Genomic DNA, 16,837 nt, shown 5'->3' with positions numbered 1-16,837 from the left:
TGGCCACCAGGTGCCCCCGCCTGGCCGGGGAGATTTCAGCGGCCATGGAGAATGCCCGTGCAGGTAGCCGTGGGAGGGACGGCCTGGCGTTTTTCGGAGACCCATTTCGGAGACCCAGGTGTGTGGCAGGCGGCGCTCCTTCGTCGTTCGGGACGGGCGCCGATAGGCTCGGCAGATGATCAATATGTCGGTGCGGGGAGACCGCAGGAGCGTAGTGGCCCGGGCCGAAGGCGGTGTGGAGTGGACTGCTGCCTTCGCGGATCTGGACCCGGCGGAATTCCCGATGCTCTGGGCCCTGGATCCCTACGGGGATGCGGTCTTCAACCACCGTCAGGTTCCCATGCTGCTGGCGGAGCTCGACCGGCTCCCGACGGAGTGTGACGGTGACTGGGTGGGGCAGGCCCGCGAGTTGTGCCAGGTCGCCCAGCAGGGAGTGCACCGGTATCTGTGGTTCGTCGGGGACTGACGGTGCGCAGTCGGACCGGCGATTCGTCCCGCCGGTCGCCGGTCTTCGCCCAGCGCGCGTTCGCGGGGGTGTCCAGAGGGTCGGCCATCCACGCGATGACTCTGGAAGCCCTCGATCATCTACCGGGTCGAACCGGGACACCGTCACGTTCCGGAACTGGAAGCAACGCTCGGATTGATCGTGTCGAAGTAGACCAGGTCCGTAGCCGCGTCGAAGTAGAACCGCCCCGCATACGTCTCGCCCGTCACCTGACGGTCGAAGGATTCGCTACGAACCCACCGGGCCCCTTCTGGCATGAACTGCACCAGTTCCGACGGTAGTTGATGTGGCTTCGCGGCCTTGAAGCCTCGCTGCGACGACGTCCCCGTGATGGAAGAGACGGCTCCGGCTCGCAACTGGGCGAACCCCACGACGCGAAGGTCCGTGGGGCCCGGAACCCTCGCATCGGTGGTACCCAGTGCGACGCCCAGCCAATGTGCATCGGAGAGCGGGCCGAGCGGGGCGAACCGACGTTCGAGCGGCTCGGAGTCCGTACGGACTTCGTTGCCGTCCTTGTCCTTCGCAGTCGACGTACACGCCGCGAGTAGCGTCGCAAGGCCCAGCGCGAGCGCACCCCGACGTCTCAGGCCCGCCAAGCCGACCATAGAACGACCTCCCCGCAGCCTCGCACCCAAAGGCACTGATCCTAGCGGTCCACTCAAAGCCTGCTGCCCCTTAGGCAAGCGCACGCAGAGCGGCTTCGGCAGCGTGAGCGATGAGGGCGTCGTCGCGTTCGGCATCCTTGGTGTCGCGGCGCGAGAGGACGGCCAGGACGACGGGAGCTGCGTTCGGAGGCCAGAGGACGGCGATGTCATTGCGGGTGCCGTAGTCCCCGGTGCCGGTCTTGTCGCCGACCTGCCACCCGGCGGGAGTGCCGGCCCGGATGGTGTGGTCGCCGGTCGTGTTGCGTCCGAGCCAGTCGGTCAGAACGGCCCGCTTGTCTGCCGGAAGAGTGGCGCCGAGGACGTAGGCGCGCAGATCGTCGGCGAGGGCGCGGGGCGTGCTGGTGTCGCGGAGGTCCCCCGGCACCGCGTCACTGAGCGCGGTCTCGTAGCGGTCACAGCGGGTGATGCTGTCGCCCAGTGCGCGCAGGGCGTCCTGGAGGCCCTGCGGCCCCCCGAGTTCACGGAAGAGGAGGTTGGCCGCGGCGTTGTCGCTGTATCGGACGGCTGCGTCGCACAGCTCACGCAAAGTCAGTCCGGTGGCGAGGTGCCGTTCGGTGACCGGCGAGTTGCTGATGAGGTCGTCGCGGCCGTAGCGCACGAGCCGGTCCATCTGTCGCAGGGAGTTCCTGCCGAGCACGGCGCCGGCGAGCAGAGCCTTGCAGGTGGAGGCGTAGGCGAAGCGTTCGTCGGGCCGGTGGGTCACTGTCCGGCCGCTGCCGGTGTCGAGCGCGTGGATCCCGAGCCGGGCGTCGAACTTCCGCTCCAGTTCGACGAACGCGCGCTCCGAAGGCTCATCGGCAGGCTGAGGTGATGCGGATGGCTTCGCGGCGGGCGGAGTCGGACCGGATGCTGGCGGGGCGGTGCCGTCCGGAGTGGTGGTGCACCCGGCGAGAGGCAGGGTCGCGGCCCCGGCCAGCGCGGCGAGGGCGGCACGACGGGAGACACGAGATCGACGGTGCATGAGGCGCGGGCGTTCCCTTCGGTGGTGGTGGTTCGGACGGTCCGGTCCTGGCTCACCGTGCGAGGTTGCTCAGGAACCGCGCAGCGACCGGGCCCGCGTCGGCGCCACCGGAGCCGCCGTCTTCCAGGAGCACCGCCCACGCGAGGTCGGTGGCGCCCTGGTAACCGATCATCCAGGCGTGGGTGCGCGGCGGGGTCTCGCTGCCGAATTCGGCGGTTCCGGTCTTCGCGTGCGGTTGACCGGAGAGGTCCTTCAGGGCGTGGGCGGAGCCGGAGGTCACGGTGGTACGCAGCATGGCGCGCAGCCGGTCGGCGACCTCGGCGTCCAGCGCCTTCGGTGCCTGGTACTTCTTCTTCACCGCGTCCGGCACCAGTACTGGCTGGTGGAACGCCCCACTTTTGACGGTGGCGGCGACGGACGCCATGACCAGCGGTGACGCCTGAACGCGTGCCTGGCCGATGGTCGCCGCGGCCTTGTCGTTGTCGCTCGTGGAGACGGGAACGCTGCCGTCATAGGTGGTGGTGCCCACGTCCCAGCTGCCGCCGATGCCGAACGCCTGCGCCGCGTCCCTCAGGTCGGTGTCGGAAAGCCGGTTGCGGGCGTTGACGAAGTAGGTGTTGCAGGATTGGGCGAAGACGTCCGTGAAGGTCGAACCGGTGGGGAGTTCGAACTGGTTCTGGTTCTCGAAGCGTTGCCCGTCGACACGCGCGAACTTCGGGCAGGCCGCGGAGTCCCCGGGTTCCATACCGCCTTCCAGAAGAGCCGCTGCCGTCACGACCTTGAAGACGGAACCGGGCGGATACCGACCTTCGAGGGCGCGGTTGAAGCCGCCGGGACGGTTGGCGGCGGCGAGTATGTGCCCGTTGCGCGGGTCTATCGCGACGATGGCCGCATTGACCTCGACCCCGGTCAGGGCATCGGCCGCCGCCGCCTGGACGTGAGGGTCGATGGTGGTGTGCACCGGGCGGCCCTTGCTCCCCGCGACACTGGTGAGGTCCTTGACGGCGCGCCCGCTCTGCCGGTCCGCGACCACGACGGACTTGGCTGCGGTCCTGCCCCCGGAGAGGATGTCGTCGTACCGGGCCTCCAGGCCCGACGTCCCCTTGCCGCTGACGGGGTCGACGGTTCCGGTGAGACTCTCCGCGCGGAGCGGGTCTCCCTCGGCGTCGAGAACCTCTGCCCTGCTGTTCGTGCTCTTGAGCGCGAGGGTCTGCCCCGGCTTCAGCTCCGGATGGACCAACGGCGAAGTGAACTCGACCTTCCAGGTGCCCGATGAGTCGATCACCTGCGCGCCGGAGCGCCAGATGACGTCTCCGGCGCCCGGTACCGCCATGGTCACCGTGAAGGGGAAGTGCACCTCCCCCTCACCCTTCTTCGCCCCCTTGCCTCCGACGATGGTGGTCTTGGAGGGCTTGAGATTGGTCAGGACCGACGTGAGGAGCGATGCGGCGTCGTCGGGGGTATCGGTGTAGCCGGCAGCCTTCCGCGCGTCGTGCCCGGCCCATGCGGCGAGGAACGCGGCCAGGGGCCGGCGGGCGGCCGCCACATCCACGTCGTCTTCCCCCGCATCGCCGCCCCGGAGACCGAATGCGGCATACCCGCCTCCCGCCAGCACGAGAACGGACAGCACCACGACCAGTGGTCGCCGCACGCTTCGCGACCGGCGGCGGCGCGGGACGGAAGTGTTCTGGCTGTGGGTACGCCTCAAGGTGATCTCCGTTTCGGGGCGTGCCGTTCGCACCGGATGGTCGGCCGGATGCGGTCTCGGCGTGGGCGGGGGCCTCGGCTTGGCAGCAGCTCGGTGCTGGCCCTGTCGGAACCGGACCTGTCGGGAGTCAAGCCCGCTGCCGGACTGCATGTCGAATACGATCTCGGCGTCGAAGTGATTCACAGGTCGTATCAGTAGAGGCCAGGAGGTGCAGAGTGCTGACGGAACGGCATCTGGAAATCTTCATCGCGGTGGCGGAGGAGGAACACTTTGGAGCCGCGGCGCAGCGGGTGGGCATCACCCAGCCGCCTCTGTCACAAGGGCTGCGGCGACTTGAAACCCTGCTCGGTGTCCGCTTGTTCGACCGTGACAGGGGAGTCTCCCTCACCGAGGAGGGGACTCAGCTGCTTCCGCACGCCCGCAAAGCACTGGCCGCGCTCGCGGCACTCCGTGAGACCGGGGCTCGCGAGCAGGCCGACGGCCGCCGGCTGCGGCTCGGGCTGGCTCCCGAAGTACCGACGTCCCTCGCGGCGGGCGTGGCTGCCGCGCCGGTCCGGGCAGGCGAACGGACGCGGATCGGTATGGTGACGGCGTCGACGTCCGTGTTGCTCGGCGACGTGGCTGCCGGGCGGCTGGACATCGCCGTGATCCGGCACCCCTCCGTGCTGCACGGTCTCGCCGCCGGCCGCGTGATCCTTCTGCCGACCTGGATCCTCGCCCCTGCCGGTCGCGGGGATGTACGTGACGCACGGGCGCCGCGTCTGCCCGTTGCCGTACGTCCCCGCGCCGAAGCCCCCGCGGCCCACGATCTGTTCATCGATACCCTGGCCAGCCGCGGCCGCCGCGTGGAAACTGTGGTGGTCTCCGACGAGCGTGCGGGCCTCGCACTCGTCGCGGCCGGTCAGGCAGTGCTGGTCACGGCGGACGACACGCTCACCGCCCCCGGCGTCGACCGGCGACCTACGACAGACCCGCCGCTGCCACTGCGCCTGCGGGTGGCCTGGGACCCGCGTCGTCCCGGGGCGAAGGAGGCCGCCAGGACAGCGCAACTACTGGAGGACGCGCTGACTCGGAAGGTGGCACCGTGAGCGGGATACTGCGAGGCAACGGCGTGGAGAGCACCATCCGCGGCATGTTCGACGACGCGGGTGTCCGCGGCTGGCTGCACGTGGCGGAACTGCACCGGCCGTCGGCGCAGGTCGCCGTCGACCCCGACGAACAACTGCCCATGGGCTCGGTATACAAGATTCCTGTGATGGTCGCCTTCTGCCGGCTCGCGGAGGCGGGGCTGATCGATCCGGTGCGAAGGGTGACGCTGGTGCCCGACGAGCGAGTTCCCGGGCCGACCGGCATCTCCATCCTGCGCGACGCCGTCACCATGTCGCTGCGCGACATGGTGGTGCTGATGATGACCATCTCCGACAACACCTCGGCCGACGCCGTACTCCGAGCGGTCGGCCCGGACGTGGTCGACGCCGTGTGCCGCAGCCTTGGCATGCCCGACACCCGAATCCACGGAGGCGTCGTCAACACGTTCAGCCAACTGGTCACCGAAACAGGCGCCCACTCACTGGACGCGGCCCTGGCAAGCGTGGCGGACAACGACACCGTCGTGCCACCAGGTGTGTACGACCCCGCATACAAGGCCTCCACCACACCGTCGGACATGGCACGGCTTCTGCGAGCGATCTGGACCGGACAGGCCGCCTCCGAGGAACACTGCGCCTTCATGCGCGGGGTGATGCGCCAACAGCCCTGGACACACCGGCTCGGGTCCGGATTCCCCTACGACGACGTCACCGTCTACGGGAAGACCGGCACCTTCGGCTCACTGCGCCACGAAGCGGGCGTCGTCGAACTCGCCGACGGCACCACCTACACCGCAGTCGTCTTCACCCAGGCCGCCCGGTCCGACAACAAGCTCCCACGCGCCGACGCGGTCATCGGCGCTGCGGCCCGGGCCGCTGTGGAGGAACTACGGGGACGCCAGGGCACGTGAACGGAGGGGCCGGACATCCGAGCTCTGACGACGTCGGTGTCGGTATTCCGCTTGAGCTGCTCCAGAACGCGCAATCGTCGAGAGTCGTGGATCGGTTTCTCACTCACTGCGTGAGAAACCTCGGCTCGAGCAGGAAGGCACCTTCGTCGAGGCCATGCAGGACAGAGTCACCGGTGGCCTCGGGTGTGAGGTGCGTCGTGTCGAGCACGTGGCCTTCGAATACGTCGATGTCAGTGAACTGCTGATGCAGCGCACGGATTGGTTCAGGTTCAGTCAGTGCTTCGTTGCTGCGGCTGGCTGCCCGGCGCAGCGTCGTGTTCTGGTCGGGGCGCAGGACGATGTAGTGAAGCTCCACCCCCCGTGTCTCACTCACGGCACGAAACACGTCGACGAACCAGGGGCCGATGATGCCGTCGCAGATCACCTGGTAGCCACCGGCGGCATAGCCGAACGCCGCGTGGGCCAGAACATTGATGACGGTCTCGTTCTGCCGTTGGGCTTGAGGCAGATAGGGAGCGATCGCACCCTTCTTGATGAAGTCCCAGAAGTCGTCGCCGTGCAGATGGAGGCTGGACGACAGGCGGGCCGCCAGCAAGCGGGCCACCGTGCTCTTGCCCGCCCCGGGTGGACCGGTGAGGATGATCACTCTTCCAGGCGGAGCAGCCGACGTCGCCGCGTCGGTGGTGGGCTGGTTCATGCGGCGATCCTTTCACTGCGGTCAACCAGCACCCCGCGTTCGAAGCGGGATCCAGCTCTGACGAGGGCGACGAGGTGCGGTGCGTTTTTCGCGGTAGCCGTCGGCCATCGCGATGAGATCCTTGACGTCGTCCGACGCCCGCCCACGACGACCAGGACACAGGACTTGGCCTCGGCCGGCCGGACGCGCAGGGGGATGCCGTCGGTCCAGTCGTAGACGTAGTGGCACACAGAAGGGTCGCGCTTGCCGAGGGCCTTGTGGCCGGCCCGCCACTGCGTGGTCAGCCGGGGCGACCGTGGCAGGCGAGAGCCCAGCACAGGAGCCGAGGAATTGCCCGAGCGCGGGCACGAATGTCGCTCGGAGCACCGGCCGTGCAGAGAAAGCAGCGGCAACACCTCGCCGCTTTTCGGGACTTTCGAAACACGCCCGAGGAGGACCGCTTGCGTTCCCCGGTCGCATCGTCGACACGCTTGTCGTTCACGCGCGGAGGCTTGGCCTCGACCGTCCCGGCGGCGGTGGTGACGCTACGGAGTCAGCACGATCCTGCCGAAGACCTCGCCCGCATCCATCTTCTGGTGCGCCAGCACGGCCGCGTCCAGTGGCAGCACCTCGTGCACCACTGTTTCGATCTCGCCCCGGCCCGCTGCGGCGAACTGCTCGCTCCGCACGGCACGTCGGTCGGCTGCGGTGACGGTGGCTGCGCTGAAAGTGGCGAAGGACATCGACTTCTGGAACGCCGCCATGATCTTCGTGCCGAAGTCCGCCGGTGGCTGGCCTGCGACAGCGCCCACGGCCACCATGCGGCCGTTCGGGTTGAGCCGGTCGAAGAACGACGGCATGTCCTTGCCGGCCACCACATCGATGATGACGTCGTAGCCTGCGGGAGCTTGTTCCGCTCCTTCGCCGGAGCGGTTCAGCACGTGGGACGCGCCAAGACGTCGCAGCCGCTCGCCACGCTCGGCCGAGGAGGTGGTGACCGCTACCGCAGCGGCGCCGCCGCGAGCGGCGAGTTGCACTGCCATGATCCCGATGCTGCCGGCCGCACCCCGCACCAGGACCGTCTCCCCGGGAACGAAGTGGGCGTGGCGTAGCCCGAAGTGGGCGACCACCCCGGAACTGCCGAGTGTCACCGCATCGACCGCGGACAGGTTCACGGGCAGGGGAACGATCTCCTCGATCTGCGCGAGGGCCTGTTCGACGTATCCTCCGCCGGTGCCGGTGAAGGCCCACACCCGACGGCCGATCCACGACGCGTCGACGCCGTCGCCGACCGCCGCCACCGTGCCCGCCACCTCGCTGCCCGGGATGTGGCCCTCCTTGAAGCCGTGGACGGCCAGAGCCCCGCTTCTGATCACGGTGTCGACACCGCCTACGCCCACCGCCTCGGTGGCTATCAGTACCTGCCCGCCAGCAGGTGCGGGTACCGGCAGGCCGACAACGGCCAGGCCGTCAGGACTTCCGAACGTCTGGATCGATATTGCCTTCACGGTGGTCTCCAGGTCCTCGGACAGCTCAAGCACGAGAGCTTCTACGTCCCGGACGGTAACGGACGCCCCCGTCCATTTAGGTAAAGTGAGAGTGGTGACCGACCGTTTGCCTCATACGTTGCGTTCCGACGCGCGGGACAACCGCGAACGCATCCTCGACGCGGCCCGAGCGCTGTTCTCCACCGATGGTCTGGACGTGCCGATGCGGGAGGTCGCGCGGCATGCCGAGGTGGGACCTGCCACCTTGTACCGTCGCTTCCCGACCAAGCAGATGCTGGTTGCCGAGGCCTTCGCGGACCAGCTGAATGCATGTCGCGCCATTGTCGACGAGGGGTGCGCCGATCCTGATCCGTGGCGTGGTCTGTGCCTGGTGATCGAGAGGATCTGTGAGCTGCACGCACGCGATCGGGGCTTCACCGAAGCCTTCCTGTCGTCCTACCCAGAGGTGAAGGATGTTGCCGCAGGCCGTGAGTACACGGTGAAAGCAGTCGCCGATCTGGCTCAGCGAGCCAAGGAAGCGGGCCGGCTGCGGTCCGACTTCGTCCTGGACGACCTGATTCTCGTACTCATGGCTAACAAGGGGATCCGCGCCACGTCGACCGCCGGCCAGATCAAGGCTTCCCGACGCTTCGCAGCGTTGGTGATCCAGGCGTTCGAAGCCTGCCCGCAGCACGCACCACTGCCACCAGCGGAACGGCTGGCATCCGCAGCGCCGGAAAGCGCATGACCGTGGGCGAGCGGTATTCACGCTCGACGCACGAACCACTGAACCCTTTGGAATCGATCATCTAGAGGGTGCGCGGCGTGTATCCCCATGCCTGGGCGTAGTAGCCGGCGTCGTGACGTTTCCGGACGTGCGCTTCGACGCTGAACCGGTGCGGGCGGAACACTGGATTTGTCGACCTCACCTCATATGAGGCGGCCGGAGTCGAGCGATGAGGGCGGAGAGCAGGATCGCGGGCAGCTCCGTCTCGATATCCCCGCGCGGGGCTGATGCTTCGAGGAGGAGAGGGCCGGCCGGCTGCGGGAACGCTCCAGTGCGCGACCATGTCCGGGGGCGCGACGAGCTCCCGGGTGGCGTGGGTGAGCGGCGCAGTCGTCACGGAAAGAGCGACAGCCCTTGCCGCGTCGGCAATGGCATCCCATCGGTGCACCGCTCTCGGAGCGAACCATTCCGAATGGGGGAGGAAAACGCCGTCGCGCACGACGTGCGCAGGTGATCCCTCGAGCGGACGTGCTCCGGATGCATGCTGGTTACGGAAGATCTGCTTCCGAGAAGCGGTCATAACGGGGTAGAATTATTGCAGCGGGTACCGCTACGAGTACTACTCCTGCGAGATCGGAGGGCGTCATGATCGTCCTCGGAGTCATCCTCCTTGTCATCGGCCTCGTGGCTGGCATTGGCATTCTCTGGACCATTGGCATTGTTCTGCTGGTCATCGGCATCGTCCTCTGGATCCTCGGATCTGTGGGACACGCGGTCGGTGGACGACGGCACTACTGGTAGCGGCTCCCGACGCAAAGGAACTCCCTGCCGCGCCCCGAGGCCAGTTCGGTTGATCGGGCCGGGAGCAGGTGGTCATGACCGGCGGGACGAAGCGAAGCCTCCTTTGCCGGAGCGAGCACATGAGTCCGCACTTGAGATCCGGTCAGAGGAAAATGGGTCGATACGGATCGGTGACGCGCATCTGAATCGTGACCATTTCCTGGGAGAGCGTGAACGCGCCCGTGGGTAGCCCCCTCAGCCGAATGGGTTCGTCCTGTCACCACTGAGCCAAGGGCTGTCCGCAATTCCTGGCGGGCGCACGGTGATCAGCACAGGCGCGAAAGTCGCAAGAGGGCCTCGTTGCGCACCTCCGGATCTGGATCCGACGCAAGAGTCCGGAGTTGCGCGATCAGCTCGACGCCGCCCTCTCCGGTCGCCCAGCGTGGGTCACCGTCGAGTTCCGCGGCGAGCTGATCAGCCGTCCCCAAGTCGGACGCCACCGCACGGGCCGCGAGCACGGCACGGAGGCCGGCCAGATCCCTCCGAGCCAACAAAGCCGCGGCGGTATCGGAGGTCACTCCGGTGTCGTGAGCGTCCAGGAGGAGACGGTGCAGGACACCGGCGACGCTCTCGATCCGAGACGCCGCCGCCAGCCGTCGCCCCGCAGCTGCCCGGACGTGCCAGGCCGGAGAGTCGGCTTCAGCGACCGAGTAGGGCAGTCCTTGCTCCATGAAGTCTTCCACGGTCCCAGGATCCCAGCTGGACATCTCGATCAAGCTTCGCTGAAACAACACCACAGCAGTCACACCACAGCAGTCAATCGTGGGTGAGAACCTCCACCTTCACTGAGATCAGGACAACGACACCACAAGATCAACCTCAGTAACGCCACGGATCGAGTGCGTGCTTACCGCTGGTCCGGCCGGCCTCGAGTTGCTGCAGAACCAAGCCCCCTTCAGCCAGGGGGTGAAGCTGAGGGGTACCGGGCGGATACACGCCGTGGGCGATGAGCGCATCGATCTCGACGAGCAACTCTCGGTAGACCGATGGGGCCGCGACCGCCAAAGCCCCGATATGCAAGCCTTTGACTTGAACCTGGTGAGTGAAGACCAGGTCGCGCGTGGTGAGGGTGGCGTCGCCTGACGCAGCGCCGAAAACGACAAGACGTCCGGTGAAGGCTCTGGTGACTGACAGGCTGGTCTCGAACGTGGCCCGCCCCACCGATTCCAGGACCAGGTCGACCCCGCCGGTCAGGTGTGTGATCTCCGCAGCCAGATCAGGGCGCCGGCTGTCCAGCACCTCGTCGGCGCCGAGCGCCCTGACGGTGTCGTGCTTCGCTGGTGACGCCGTGGCGATCACGTGCGCACCGTAGTGACGGGCCAGGCGAACGGCAGCCTGCCCCACGCCGCCGGCGGCGGCATGGATGAGGACCACCTCGCCCCTCTTGATCTCGCCCAGCGGCCTCAGCGCCGCCAAGGCAGTGGCCCAGTTCAACACGAGGCCGAGTGCTGCGGCGTCGCTCCATCCGGCCGGCACGGGAAGCACACCCGCGGCCGGCATCGTCATGTACTGCGCGAAGGCCCCCGCGCCTGCTCCGACAACGCGGGTGCCGAGGGGCATCGGACTCTTGACGTCCGGGCCGACACCCACGAGCTCACCGGCGGCCTCGAAGCCGGCAACATACGGGGCCTGGGGGCCTTCTCCGTACGTTCCATGCGTCTGCATGACGTCAGCGAAGTTGACCCCGGCAGCGCCCACGCGGATCAAGTACTCGCCAGGCCCCGGGGTCGGGCGGCGCAGATCTGTCGTGAGGGTCATGGCCTTCGGTCCCTGGTGCGACTGCTGCACCAGGGCTCGCATCGTCGGCTCAGTAGTGCTCTGCTGCTCGTTGGTCTCCATGCACCGAAGGTAAGAACCTGACACTTGCGTCAAGGTCAAGGGGCAGTCAGAGATCAGCACGGCGGATCTCTCGCAGGTAGGCATCGAGTGCTGCCCGCTGATCGTTGAGAATCGCAGTTCGTGCAGCGAGCCGATCGCGGTAGCTCTGTACTTCGTGCAGGAATTCCGCGCACACCGCGTCTGTGCCGACATCGGATGCGTCAGTGAGGCGGGGCAGGAGTTCTCGGATCAACCGCACCGGAAGCCCGGACTCCAGTAGCGAACGGATGACGAGCACCCGGTCGATCGTGGACTGGCAGTAGTCGCGGAAGCCGTTGCTGAACCGGCCAGGGACGATCAAGCCCTCATCCTCGTAGTGCCGTAATGATCTCGCACTCACGCCGCTGACTTCGGAAGCTTCGCTGATCTTCATACCCGGCGACAACGCTCAGAAGCATGGCAATCTTCCGGCACTCAGCGGTGCGACGTGATGAAGGCCTGCCCCTGCGTCAACAGCTTCGGGCGGAAGTTGGTGCTCCGGCGCGGCGGCCGAGCGGGATCATCGCGGAGTGTCCGCCTCGGCCGCTGCGCGGAGCACCTCCCGGAGGCCGGGCCCGTCCGCTCGGATGATGGCCGGGGCCTTCTCCGTGCCGTCCCGCTACTCAGTGGAGAAGGCAATACCAACATGGGCTGATCCTTCCAGAAAGCCAGACCGACTTGGTCATGGAACAGCCTTCCAAAACACCGGTAAAGAAGAGGTCGGGCGTATTCGAGCCTGGCCGTACGTAATTGCATTCGAACGCCGGACGCATCGGCATCGCTCTCATTCTGCGTCGCGTGGAGCGGCCCGGGCAAGCGCTGTCCGTAGGACATTCGTGAGACTGCGCAAGTGAGAAGTGCCGCCGCCACCAGGGAAGCTGTAGACGTCGGCACGACATGCGCTCTTAACAGGGAAGCTATTGACACCCCATCGGGCTGAGGCGACTAATAGGTCTTCCGCGCAAATGCGTGAACGATCGATCTCCCTTTTCCGCGCCCGAATTGAGGGCACGTCATGACAGGTGATGCGTGAAAACAGTCAAGCGCGCCGGGGACACACCCCACGTACCCCGCGCACTCCGCAGCGCTACCGCGGTCCTGGGCCTCACTGCCCTGGTCATCCTCGGCGTCCAGCCCGCTGCCCAGGCCGGGACCCCGGCCGGCCCCGCACCCAGCGCCATGGCCGAAGCCACCGCGACCACGCCGACGCGACTGGCCCCGCAGCCCAGCACCGCCGTCGTACCCACCTCCGACGAACTCCCGGCCGACGGGCGGACGGACGACCTCGAACCCGTCTGCGGTGTTCCCGCCGAGGGCCGTGCCCGCTGCTATGCGATGCGCGCGGCCGATGAGGCGCCGGTGATGAGGCTGAGCGCGGCGCAGACGCCGGCGGGGCTCGGACCACAGGACATCCAGAGCGCCTACAGCCTGCCCTCGGACGGCGGTTCCGGGCAGACCATCGCCATCGTCGACGCCAACGACAACCCCAACGCCGAGGCGGACCTCGCCGTTTATCGCAGCCAGTACGGGCTCCCGCCGTGCACCACGGAGAACGGCTGCTTCAAGAAGGTCGACCAGCGGGGCGGCACCCACTACCCGCCGACCGACGAGGGGTGGGCGGGCGAGATAGCCCTCGACCTCGACATGGTGTCCGCCGCCGCGCCGCACGCCCACATCCTGCTGGTGGAGACGGACAACGCCGGTCTTGAGAACCTCGGGGCCGGCGTGGACCTGGCTGTGTCGATGGGTGCCAAGTACGTCTCCAACTCCTACGGCAGAAGCGGAGACTCGCCGGCCGACGCTTCGTCCTGGGGCGCCCACTACGATCACCCCGGCATCGCGATCGTCGCGGCCAGCGGGGACTTCGGCTACGGACTGTCCTTCCCCTCGACCTTGTCCACCGTGACCTCGGTCGGCGGCACGAACCTGGTCGCCGACCCGGACAGCACCCGCGGCTGGTCCGAAACCGTGTGGCAGCGGGACTTCTACGGCCCGGGGTCCGGGTGTGCCACCTACCAGCCCAAGCCTGACTTCCAGATGGACACGGGCTGCGCGGGCCGAAGCGTGGCCGACGTCTCCGCCGTCGCCGACAACCTCGCCGTCTACCACAGCTTCGGCTCCACCGGCACCGGCTGGATGCGCTACGGGGGCACCAGCGCCTCCACACCGCTGATCGCGGCCGTCTACGCCCTGGCCGGTGCTCCCCGACCCGCCACCTATCCCAACTCCTACCCGTACAAGGGCGATGGTGCTGGCTTGAACGACATCGCCTCCGGGTCCAACGGCGACTGCGACACCGAGTACCTCTGCACGGCGGTCGCCGGCTACGACGGCCCCACCGGTCTCGGTACCCCGTCCGGCCTGGCCGCCTTCCGCGGCGGGCCGAGCGGAATTCTGTCCGGTGTCGTGACGGACGCGAAGTCCGGGAAACCCCTCGCCGGAGCCATCGTGGGCTCCGGTGCCGACGTCGCGAGCACCCTCGCCGACGGCAGCTACACACTGAACCTGCCGGCCGGTACGGTCGAGGGGCTCACCGTCACGATGTTCGGATACACGACCACCGAACCGATCACCGTGGAGATCGCCGAGGACCAGACCCGAACGCAGGACTTGGCCCTCCAGCCGATACGCCGCGTCCATGTCCGGGGGAAGGTCAGGGACGGCTCGGGACACGGCTGGCCGCTCTACGCGCGGCTCGCCGTCGAGGGTTCGCCCGAGGCCCCCGCGTGGACCGACCCGGCCACCGGCGAGTACGACATCCTGCTGCCGAAGGGGTCCGACTACTCCCTGGACGTCACCGCCGTGCTGCCGGGATACGAGGCCGCGACCCGTGAGGTGACGGTGGCCGGCAGGGCGGTGACCGCTCACGTCTCCTTGACTGCCGACCCGGACGCCGCCACCGCCGTCGGATACACCCCGCAGGTCACCGACCGTGCCGAGCCGTTCGATTCCACCATCGCGGCCCCCGGCGGATGGACGGTCACCAACGCCGAAGGCACCGACAACGGCTGGCAGTTCGACGACCCGATCCAGCGTGGCAACTACACGGGGGGCAGTGGAACCTTCGCCGTGGTCGACAGCGACAGCGGCCCCTTCGGCCCGCACCAGGACACCTACCTGACGACCGCGGCATACGATCTGTCGGACGCCCAGTCCGCCGAACTCACCTTCGGCACCGCCTATCTGGCCAACATCAGCCAGCAGCACATGACCGTGGACGCCAGCGCGGACGACGGCGCCACCTGGGCGAACGTCTGGGCGGGACCGAAGGTCAGCGGAGACGCGCAGAAGCTGACCGTGCGGGTCCCGCTGAGAAAGTACGCGGGCGACTCCTCCGTGAAGCTGCGCTTCCACTTCGTCGCGAACTGGGGCTACTACTGGGCCATCGACGACGTGAACGTCCGGGCCCGGACGCTGCTGCCCGTATCCGGCGGGCTCGCCGTCGGTACGGTGAACGATGCAGGAACCGGCGAGGGGGTGGTGGGCGCCACCGTTGTGGACGCCTCGGCGCCGGACACAGGAGTCCTCACCGCGGCCACCCCGGACGACCCGGCCGTAGGGGAGGGATTCTACACGCTCTTCCTGGCCGAACCGGGCCGGCACACCCTGACCGTGGGCGCATCCGGATACGACACGGTCACCCGCAAAGTGCGGGCGCGGGCCGACCGAGTGGTCACCGGGAAGGTGAGGCTGAGAGCGGACAGCTGACCCTCGACCCCTGATCCGCCCCCGTACGGCGATCCCGCGTCGCCCGGACGCAATGCGGCGCCGCACCCCCACAAGAGGTGCGGCGCCGCCGGTGGGCGTGCTGTGATGCTGTGCCGCCACGGGACATCATCGAGAAGTCGAGGGGGACTTCGCCGAGGTTGGGGTCCTGCTCTCGAGGATTCCGGCCGAGTCGAGGTGGAGCTGGTTGTCGCCGGGGGCGGCTTGGGTCCGGCGGAGCGAACCGCCCCCGGGAGGCGGAGGCGGTGGCCGGCGAGCCGGGCCGGGCGTAATCGGCCGCGTGGGAGACGGGCGCTGCCGGCACGGCGATGAGCCAAGCCGTGAGCACCGCGCCCGACGCTCGGAGATGGGGTGGCGGCATGCGGCGGCCGGGAAGGTTCCTCGTGGGAGGAAACGGAGGGGGAGCCCAGCCACGTCTCCAGGGCTGTGGGGCGTGCGCCAATCGTGCGGAGTGCGCGCTTGCTCTCGTGGGACGCGGCGGCCGGAACAAGAGCGCCGACGCGCGTGTTGGCGCAACTGCCCACATGTGCTGAGTCATCCCGGCGGAGCGACCGTCGGAGCCCGTTAGGCTTCAGCATCGGCTTGGGCCGGCCTCGGCCGGCCCCGCGCACAGGAGTTTCAGGCCGTATGAACGTCATCCCGGACAGCCCATGGGCGGCAGCAGGTCTGGACGCGATCAGCGGGCGGGTGCTCGAGCACCTGGTGGGTGTGCCGTCCGCGGAAGTGACCACGGTCGCGGAGGCGGCCGAGATCTCGCCGCGTCGGGCCGAGGAAGCGCTGCGGCGGCTGGAAGGCGCCCTGCTGGTGATACGGCTCGAGGGGCGGCCGATGCGCTGGGCCGCGGGTCCGCCACGTTCGTCGCTCGGCGCGGTCCTGGCCCGCCGGCGGGCCCAACTGGCCACGGCCGAGGGGATTCTGGAGCGGCTCCAAGAGGCGTACGACGCGGCGTCGGGCCCTCGGGCGGCGCACCTGATAGAGGTGCTGGAGCACGAGGAGGAAGTGTCCGCGCGCTACACCCAGCTCCTGAAGCAGAGCGAGGTGGAGGTGCTGCACCTGGCGAAGCCGCCGTACCTGACGGGCACCGAGGCCTCCTCGGGTGAACCGGGCGTGGTGACGGGAGTGGGGCTGCGTTCGGTGTACGAGACGGACGGGTTCACCGACGCGGTCTCGCTGGAGACTGCGTTGCAGGGCACGGCGCGGGGCGGGGAACTGCGCCTGGCCTCGCGCCTGCCGGTGAAGCTGGTGCTTTTCGACCGGACTGCGGCGCTGCTGCCGGTGCACAGCGACCGGCCGGAGGCGGGGTCGCTGGTTGTTCATTCCCCCGCATTGGTGGAGGCGCTGGCGGCGCTGTTCGAGAGCGTGTGGGCGGGGGCTACGCCGGTGTCATTGGAGAGCCGGGACGACTGGCCGGTGCCGGGCGGGGCGAACGTCCCCGATGGTCCGCGGGGCCCGGCCGGGCCGGACGTCCCCCGGGTCGACGAGCGGACACGGGAGATCCTCCGGCTCATGGCCACTGGCCTGAAGGACGAATCCATTGCCCGGGTGCTGAAGGTGAGCCGTCGCACGGTGCAGAAACACGTCACAGATGCGGGAAACGCGCTGGGCGCGAAGACCCGCTTCCAGATCGCGCTGCGGGCGGCCGGGCAGGGGTGGCTGGGGCCGGAGCGCAGAACAGGCGGCTGAGGC

At 68.3% G+C, this 16,837-nt stretch carries 15 protein-coding genes and 1 pseudogene; 7 read left to right on the top strand and 9 right to left on the bottom strand.

The features are described from left to right. Positions 1 to 175 precede the first annotated feature (175 nt). On the top strand, positions 176 to 466 hold the full coding sequence (locus tag OG538_RS00675) for a hypothetical protein (protein ID WP_406089039.1): 291 nt from the start codon (positions 176 to 178) through the stop codon (positions 464 to 466). A 143-nt stretch (positions 467 to 609) separates the two neighbouring features. Here the strand turns inward: OG538_RS00675 and OG538_RS00670 are convergent, their stop codons facing one another. From OG538_RS00670 to OG538_RS00660, 3 genes are all read right to left on the bottom strand, one after another. Further along, positions 610 to 1,110: a hypothetical protein gene (locus tag OG538_RS00670; protein WP_406089038.1), complete on the bottom strand. Its 501-nt coding sequence runs from the start codon at positions 1,108 to 1,110 to the stop codon at positions 610 to 612. Positions 1,111 to 1,180: 70 nt separating this feature from the next. Next, on the bottom strand, positions 1,181 to 2,131 hold the full coding sequence (gene bla / locus OG538_RS00665) for a class A beta-lactamase (protein WP_406089036.1): 951 nt from the start codon (positions 2,129 to 2,131) through the stop codon (positions 1,181 to 1,183). Between the two features lie 52 nt (positions 2,132 to 2,183). Further along, positions 2,184 to 3,782, bottom strand: coding sequence for a penicillin-binding transpeptidase domain-containing protein (locus tag OG538_RS00660; RefSeq protein ID WP_406089034.1), 1,599 nt, complete (start codon positions 3,780 to 3,782; stop codon positions 2,184 to 2,186). A 272-nt stretch (positions 3,783 to 4,054) separates the two neighbouring features. Here OG538_RS00660 and OG538_RS00655 point away from each other — a divergent pair, with 272 nt between their 5' ends. Both OG538_RS00655 and OG538_RS00650 read left to right on the top strand, forming a co-directional pair. Next, a complete protein-coding gene (locus OG538_RS00655; protein ID WP_406089032.1) occupies positions 4,055 to 4,927 on the top strand; it encodes a LysR family transcriptional regulator in 873 nt (290 codons plus the stop codon). Next, on the top strand, positions 4,924 to 5,838 hold the full coding sequence (locus OG538_RS00650) for a serine hydrolase (protein WP_406089030.1): 915 nt from the start codon (positions 4,924 to 4,926) through the stop codon (positions 5,836 to 5,838). The genes OG538_RS00655 and OG538_RS00650 overlap by 4 nt, the downstream gene beginning before the upstream one ends. A 103-nt stretch (positions 5,839 to 5,941) precedes the next feature. Here OG538_RS00650 and OG538_RS00645 read toward each other — a convergent pair whose 3' ends face one another. Together OG538_RS00645 and OG538_RS00640 are read right to left on the bottom strand one after the other, a co-directional pair. Further along, on the bottom strand, positions 5,942 to 6,535 hold the full coding sequence (locus tag OG538_RS00645; RefSeq protein WP_406089029.1) for an AAA family ATPase: 594 nt from the start codon (positions 6,533 to 6,535) through the stop codon (positions 5,942 to 5,944). A gap of 524 nt (positions 6,536 to 7,059) precedes the next feature. Next, positions 7,060 to 8,022: a zinc-binding dehydrogenase gene (locus tag OG538_RS00640; RefSeq protein WP_406099925.1), complete on the bottom strand. Its 963-nt coding sequence runs from the start codon at positions 8,020 to 8,022 to the stop codon at positions 7,060 to 7,062. 94 nt (positions 8,023 to 8,116) lie between these two features. Here OG538_RS00640 and OG538_RS00635 point away from each other — a divergent pair, with 94 nt between their 5' ends. After that, entirely contained in the window at positions 8,117 to 8,749 is a 633-nt protein-coding gene (locus OG538_RS00635) for a TetR/AcrR family transcriptional regulator (RefSeq protein ID WP_406089027.1), read from the top strand. 64 nt (positions 8,750 to 8,813) lie between these two features. On the opposite strand, the pseudogene OG538_RS00630 reads toward OG538_RS00635, so the two are convergent. Then, positions 8,814 to 9,194, bottom strand: a pseudogene (locus OG538_RS00630) (AraC family transcriptional regulator); the annotation flags it as partial. 179 nt (positions 9,195 to 9,373) lie between these two features. On the opposite strand from OG538_RS00630, the gene OG538_RS00625 reads away from it, so the two are divergent. Then, entirely contained in the window at positions 9,374 to 9,529 is a 156-nt protein-coding gene (locus tag OG538_RS00625) for a DUF6131 family protein (protein WP_406089025.1), read from the top strand. A 305-nt stretch (positions 9,530 to 9,834) separates the two neighbouring features. Here OG538_RS00625 and OG538_RS00620 read toward each other — a convergent pair whose 3' ends face one another. The 3 genes from OG538_RS00620 to OG538_RS00610 form a co-directional block, all read right to left on the bottom strand. Further along, positions 9,835 to 10,251, bottom strand: a complete 417-nt coding sequence (locus OG538_RS00620; protein WP_406089023.1) for a hypothetical protein — start codon at positions 10,249 to 10,251, stop codon at positions 9,835 to 9,837. Between the two features lie 136 nt (positions 10,252 to 10,387). Continuing rightward, positions 10,388 to 11,407 (bottom strand): NADPH:quinone oxidoreductase family protein, encoded by a 1,020-nt coding sequence (locus OG538_RS00615; protein ID WP_406089021.1) that lies wholly within the window; start codon positions 11,405 to 11,407, stop codon positions 10,388 to 10,390. A gap of 46 nt (positions 11,408 to 11,453) precedes the next feature. Further along, positions 11,454 to 11,819, bottom strand: a complete 366-nt coding sequence (locus OG538_RS00610) for a MerR family transcriptional regulator (protein WP_406089019.1) — start codon at positions 11,817 to 11,819, stop codon at positions 11,454 to 11,456. Between the two features lie 635 nt (positions 11,820 to 12,454). Between OG538_RS00610 and OG538_RS00605 the strand changes: the two genes are divergently transcribed. Continuing rightward, entirely contained in the window at positions 12,455 to 15,133 is a 2,679-nt protein-coding gene (locus tag OG538_RS00605; protein WP_406089017.1) for a carboxypeptidase regulatory-like domain-containing protein, read from the top strand. 645 nt (positions 15,134 to 15,778) lie between these two features. Beyond that, positions 15,779 to 16,834, top strand: a complete 1,056-nt coding sequence (locus OG538_RS00600; protein WP_406089015.1) for a LuxR C-terminal-related transcriptional regulator — start codon at positions 15,779 to 15,781, stop codon at positions 16,832 to 16,834. Positions 16,835 to 16,837: the final 3 nt, after the last annotated feature.

The sequence above is a fragment of the Streptomyces sp. NBC_01013 genome (assembly GCF_045162765.1).
Lineage (GTDB): Bacteria > Actinomycetota > Actinomycetes > Streptomycetales > Streptomycetaceae > Streptomyces.
This window is presented reverse-complemented; position numbering and strand designations above follow the sequence as displayed.

Bases quoted from the DNA above. Each gene is read 5' to 3' on its own strand.
- OG538_RS00625 (WP_406089025.1), top strand. From the start codon at position 9,374: ATGATCGTCCTCGGAGTCATCCTCCTTGTCATCGGCCTCGTGGCTGGC.
- OG538_RS00675 (WP_406089039.1), top strand. From the start codon at position 176: ATGATCAATATGTCGGTGCGGGGAGACCGCAGGAGCGTAGTGGCCCGG.
- OG538_RS00610 (WP_406089019.1), bottom strand. From the start codon at position 11,819: ATGAAGATCAGCGAAGCTTCCGAAGTCAGCGGCGTGAGTGCGAGATCA.
- OG538_RS00615 (WP_406089021.1), bottom strand. From the start codon at position 11,407: ATGGAGACCAACGAGCAGCAGAGCACTACTGAGCCGACGATGCGAGCC.
- OG538_RS00645 (WP_406089029.1), bottom strand. From the start codon at position 6,535: ATGAACCAGCCCACCACCGACGCGGCGACGTCGGCTGCTCCGCCTGGA.
- bla (WP_406089036.1), bottom strand. From the start codon at position 2,131: ATGCACCGTCGATCTCGTGTCTCCCGTCGTGCCGCCCTCGCCGCGCTG.
- OG538_RS00670 (WP_406089038.1), bottom strand. From the start codon at position 1,110: ATGGTCGGCTTGGCGGGCCTGAGACGTCGGGGTGCGCTCGCGCTGGGC.
- OG538_RS00600 (WP_406089015.1), top strand. From the start codon at position 15,779: ATGAACGTCATCCCGGACAGCCCATGGGCGGCAGCAGGTCTGGACGCG.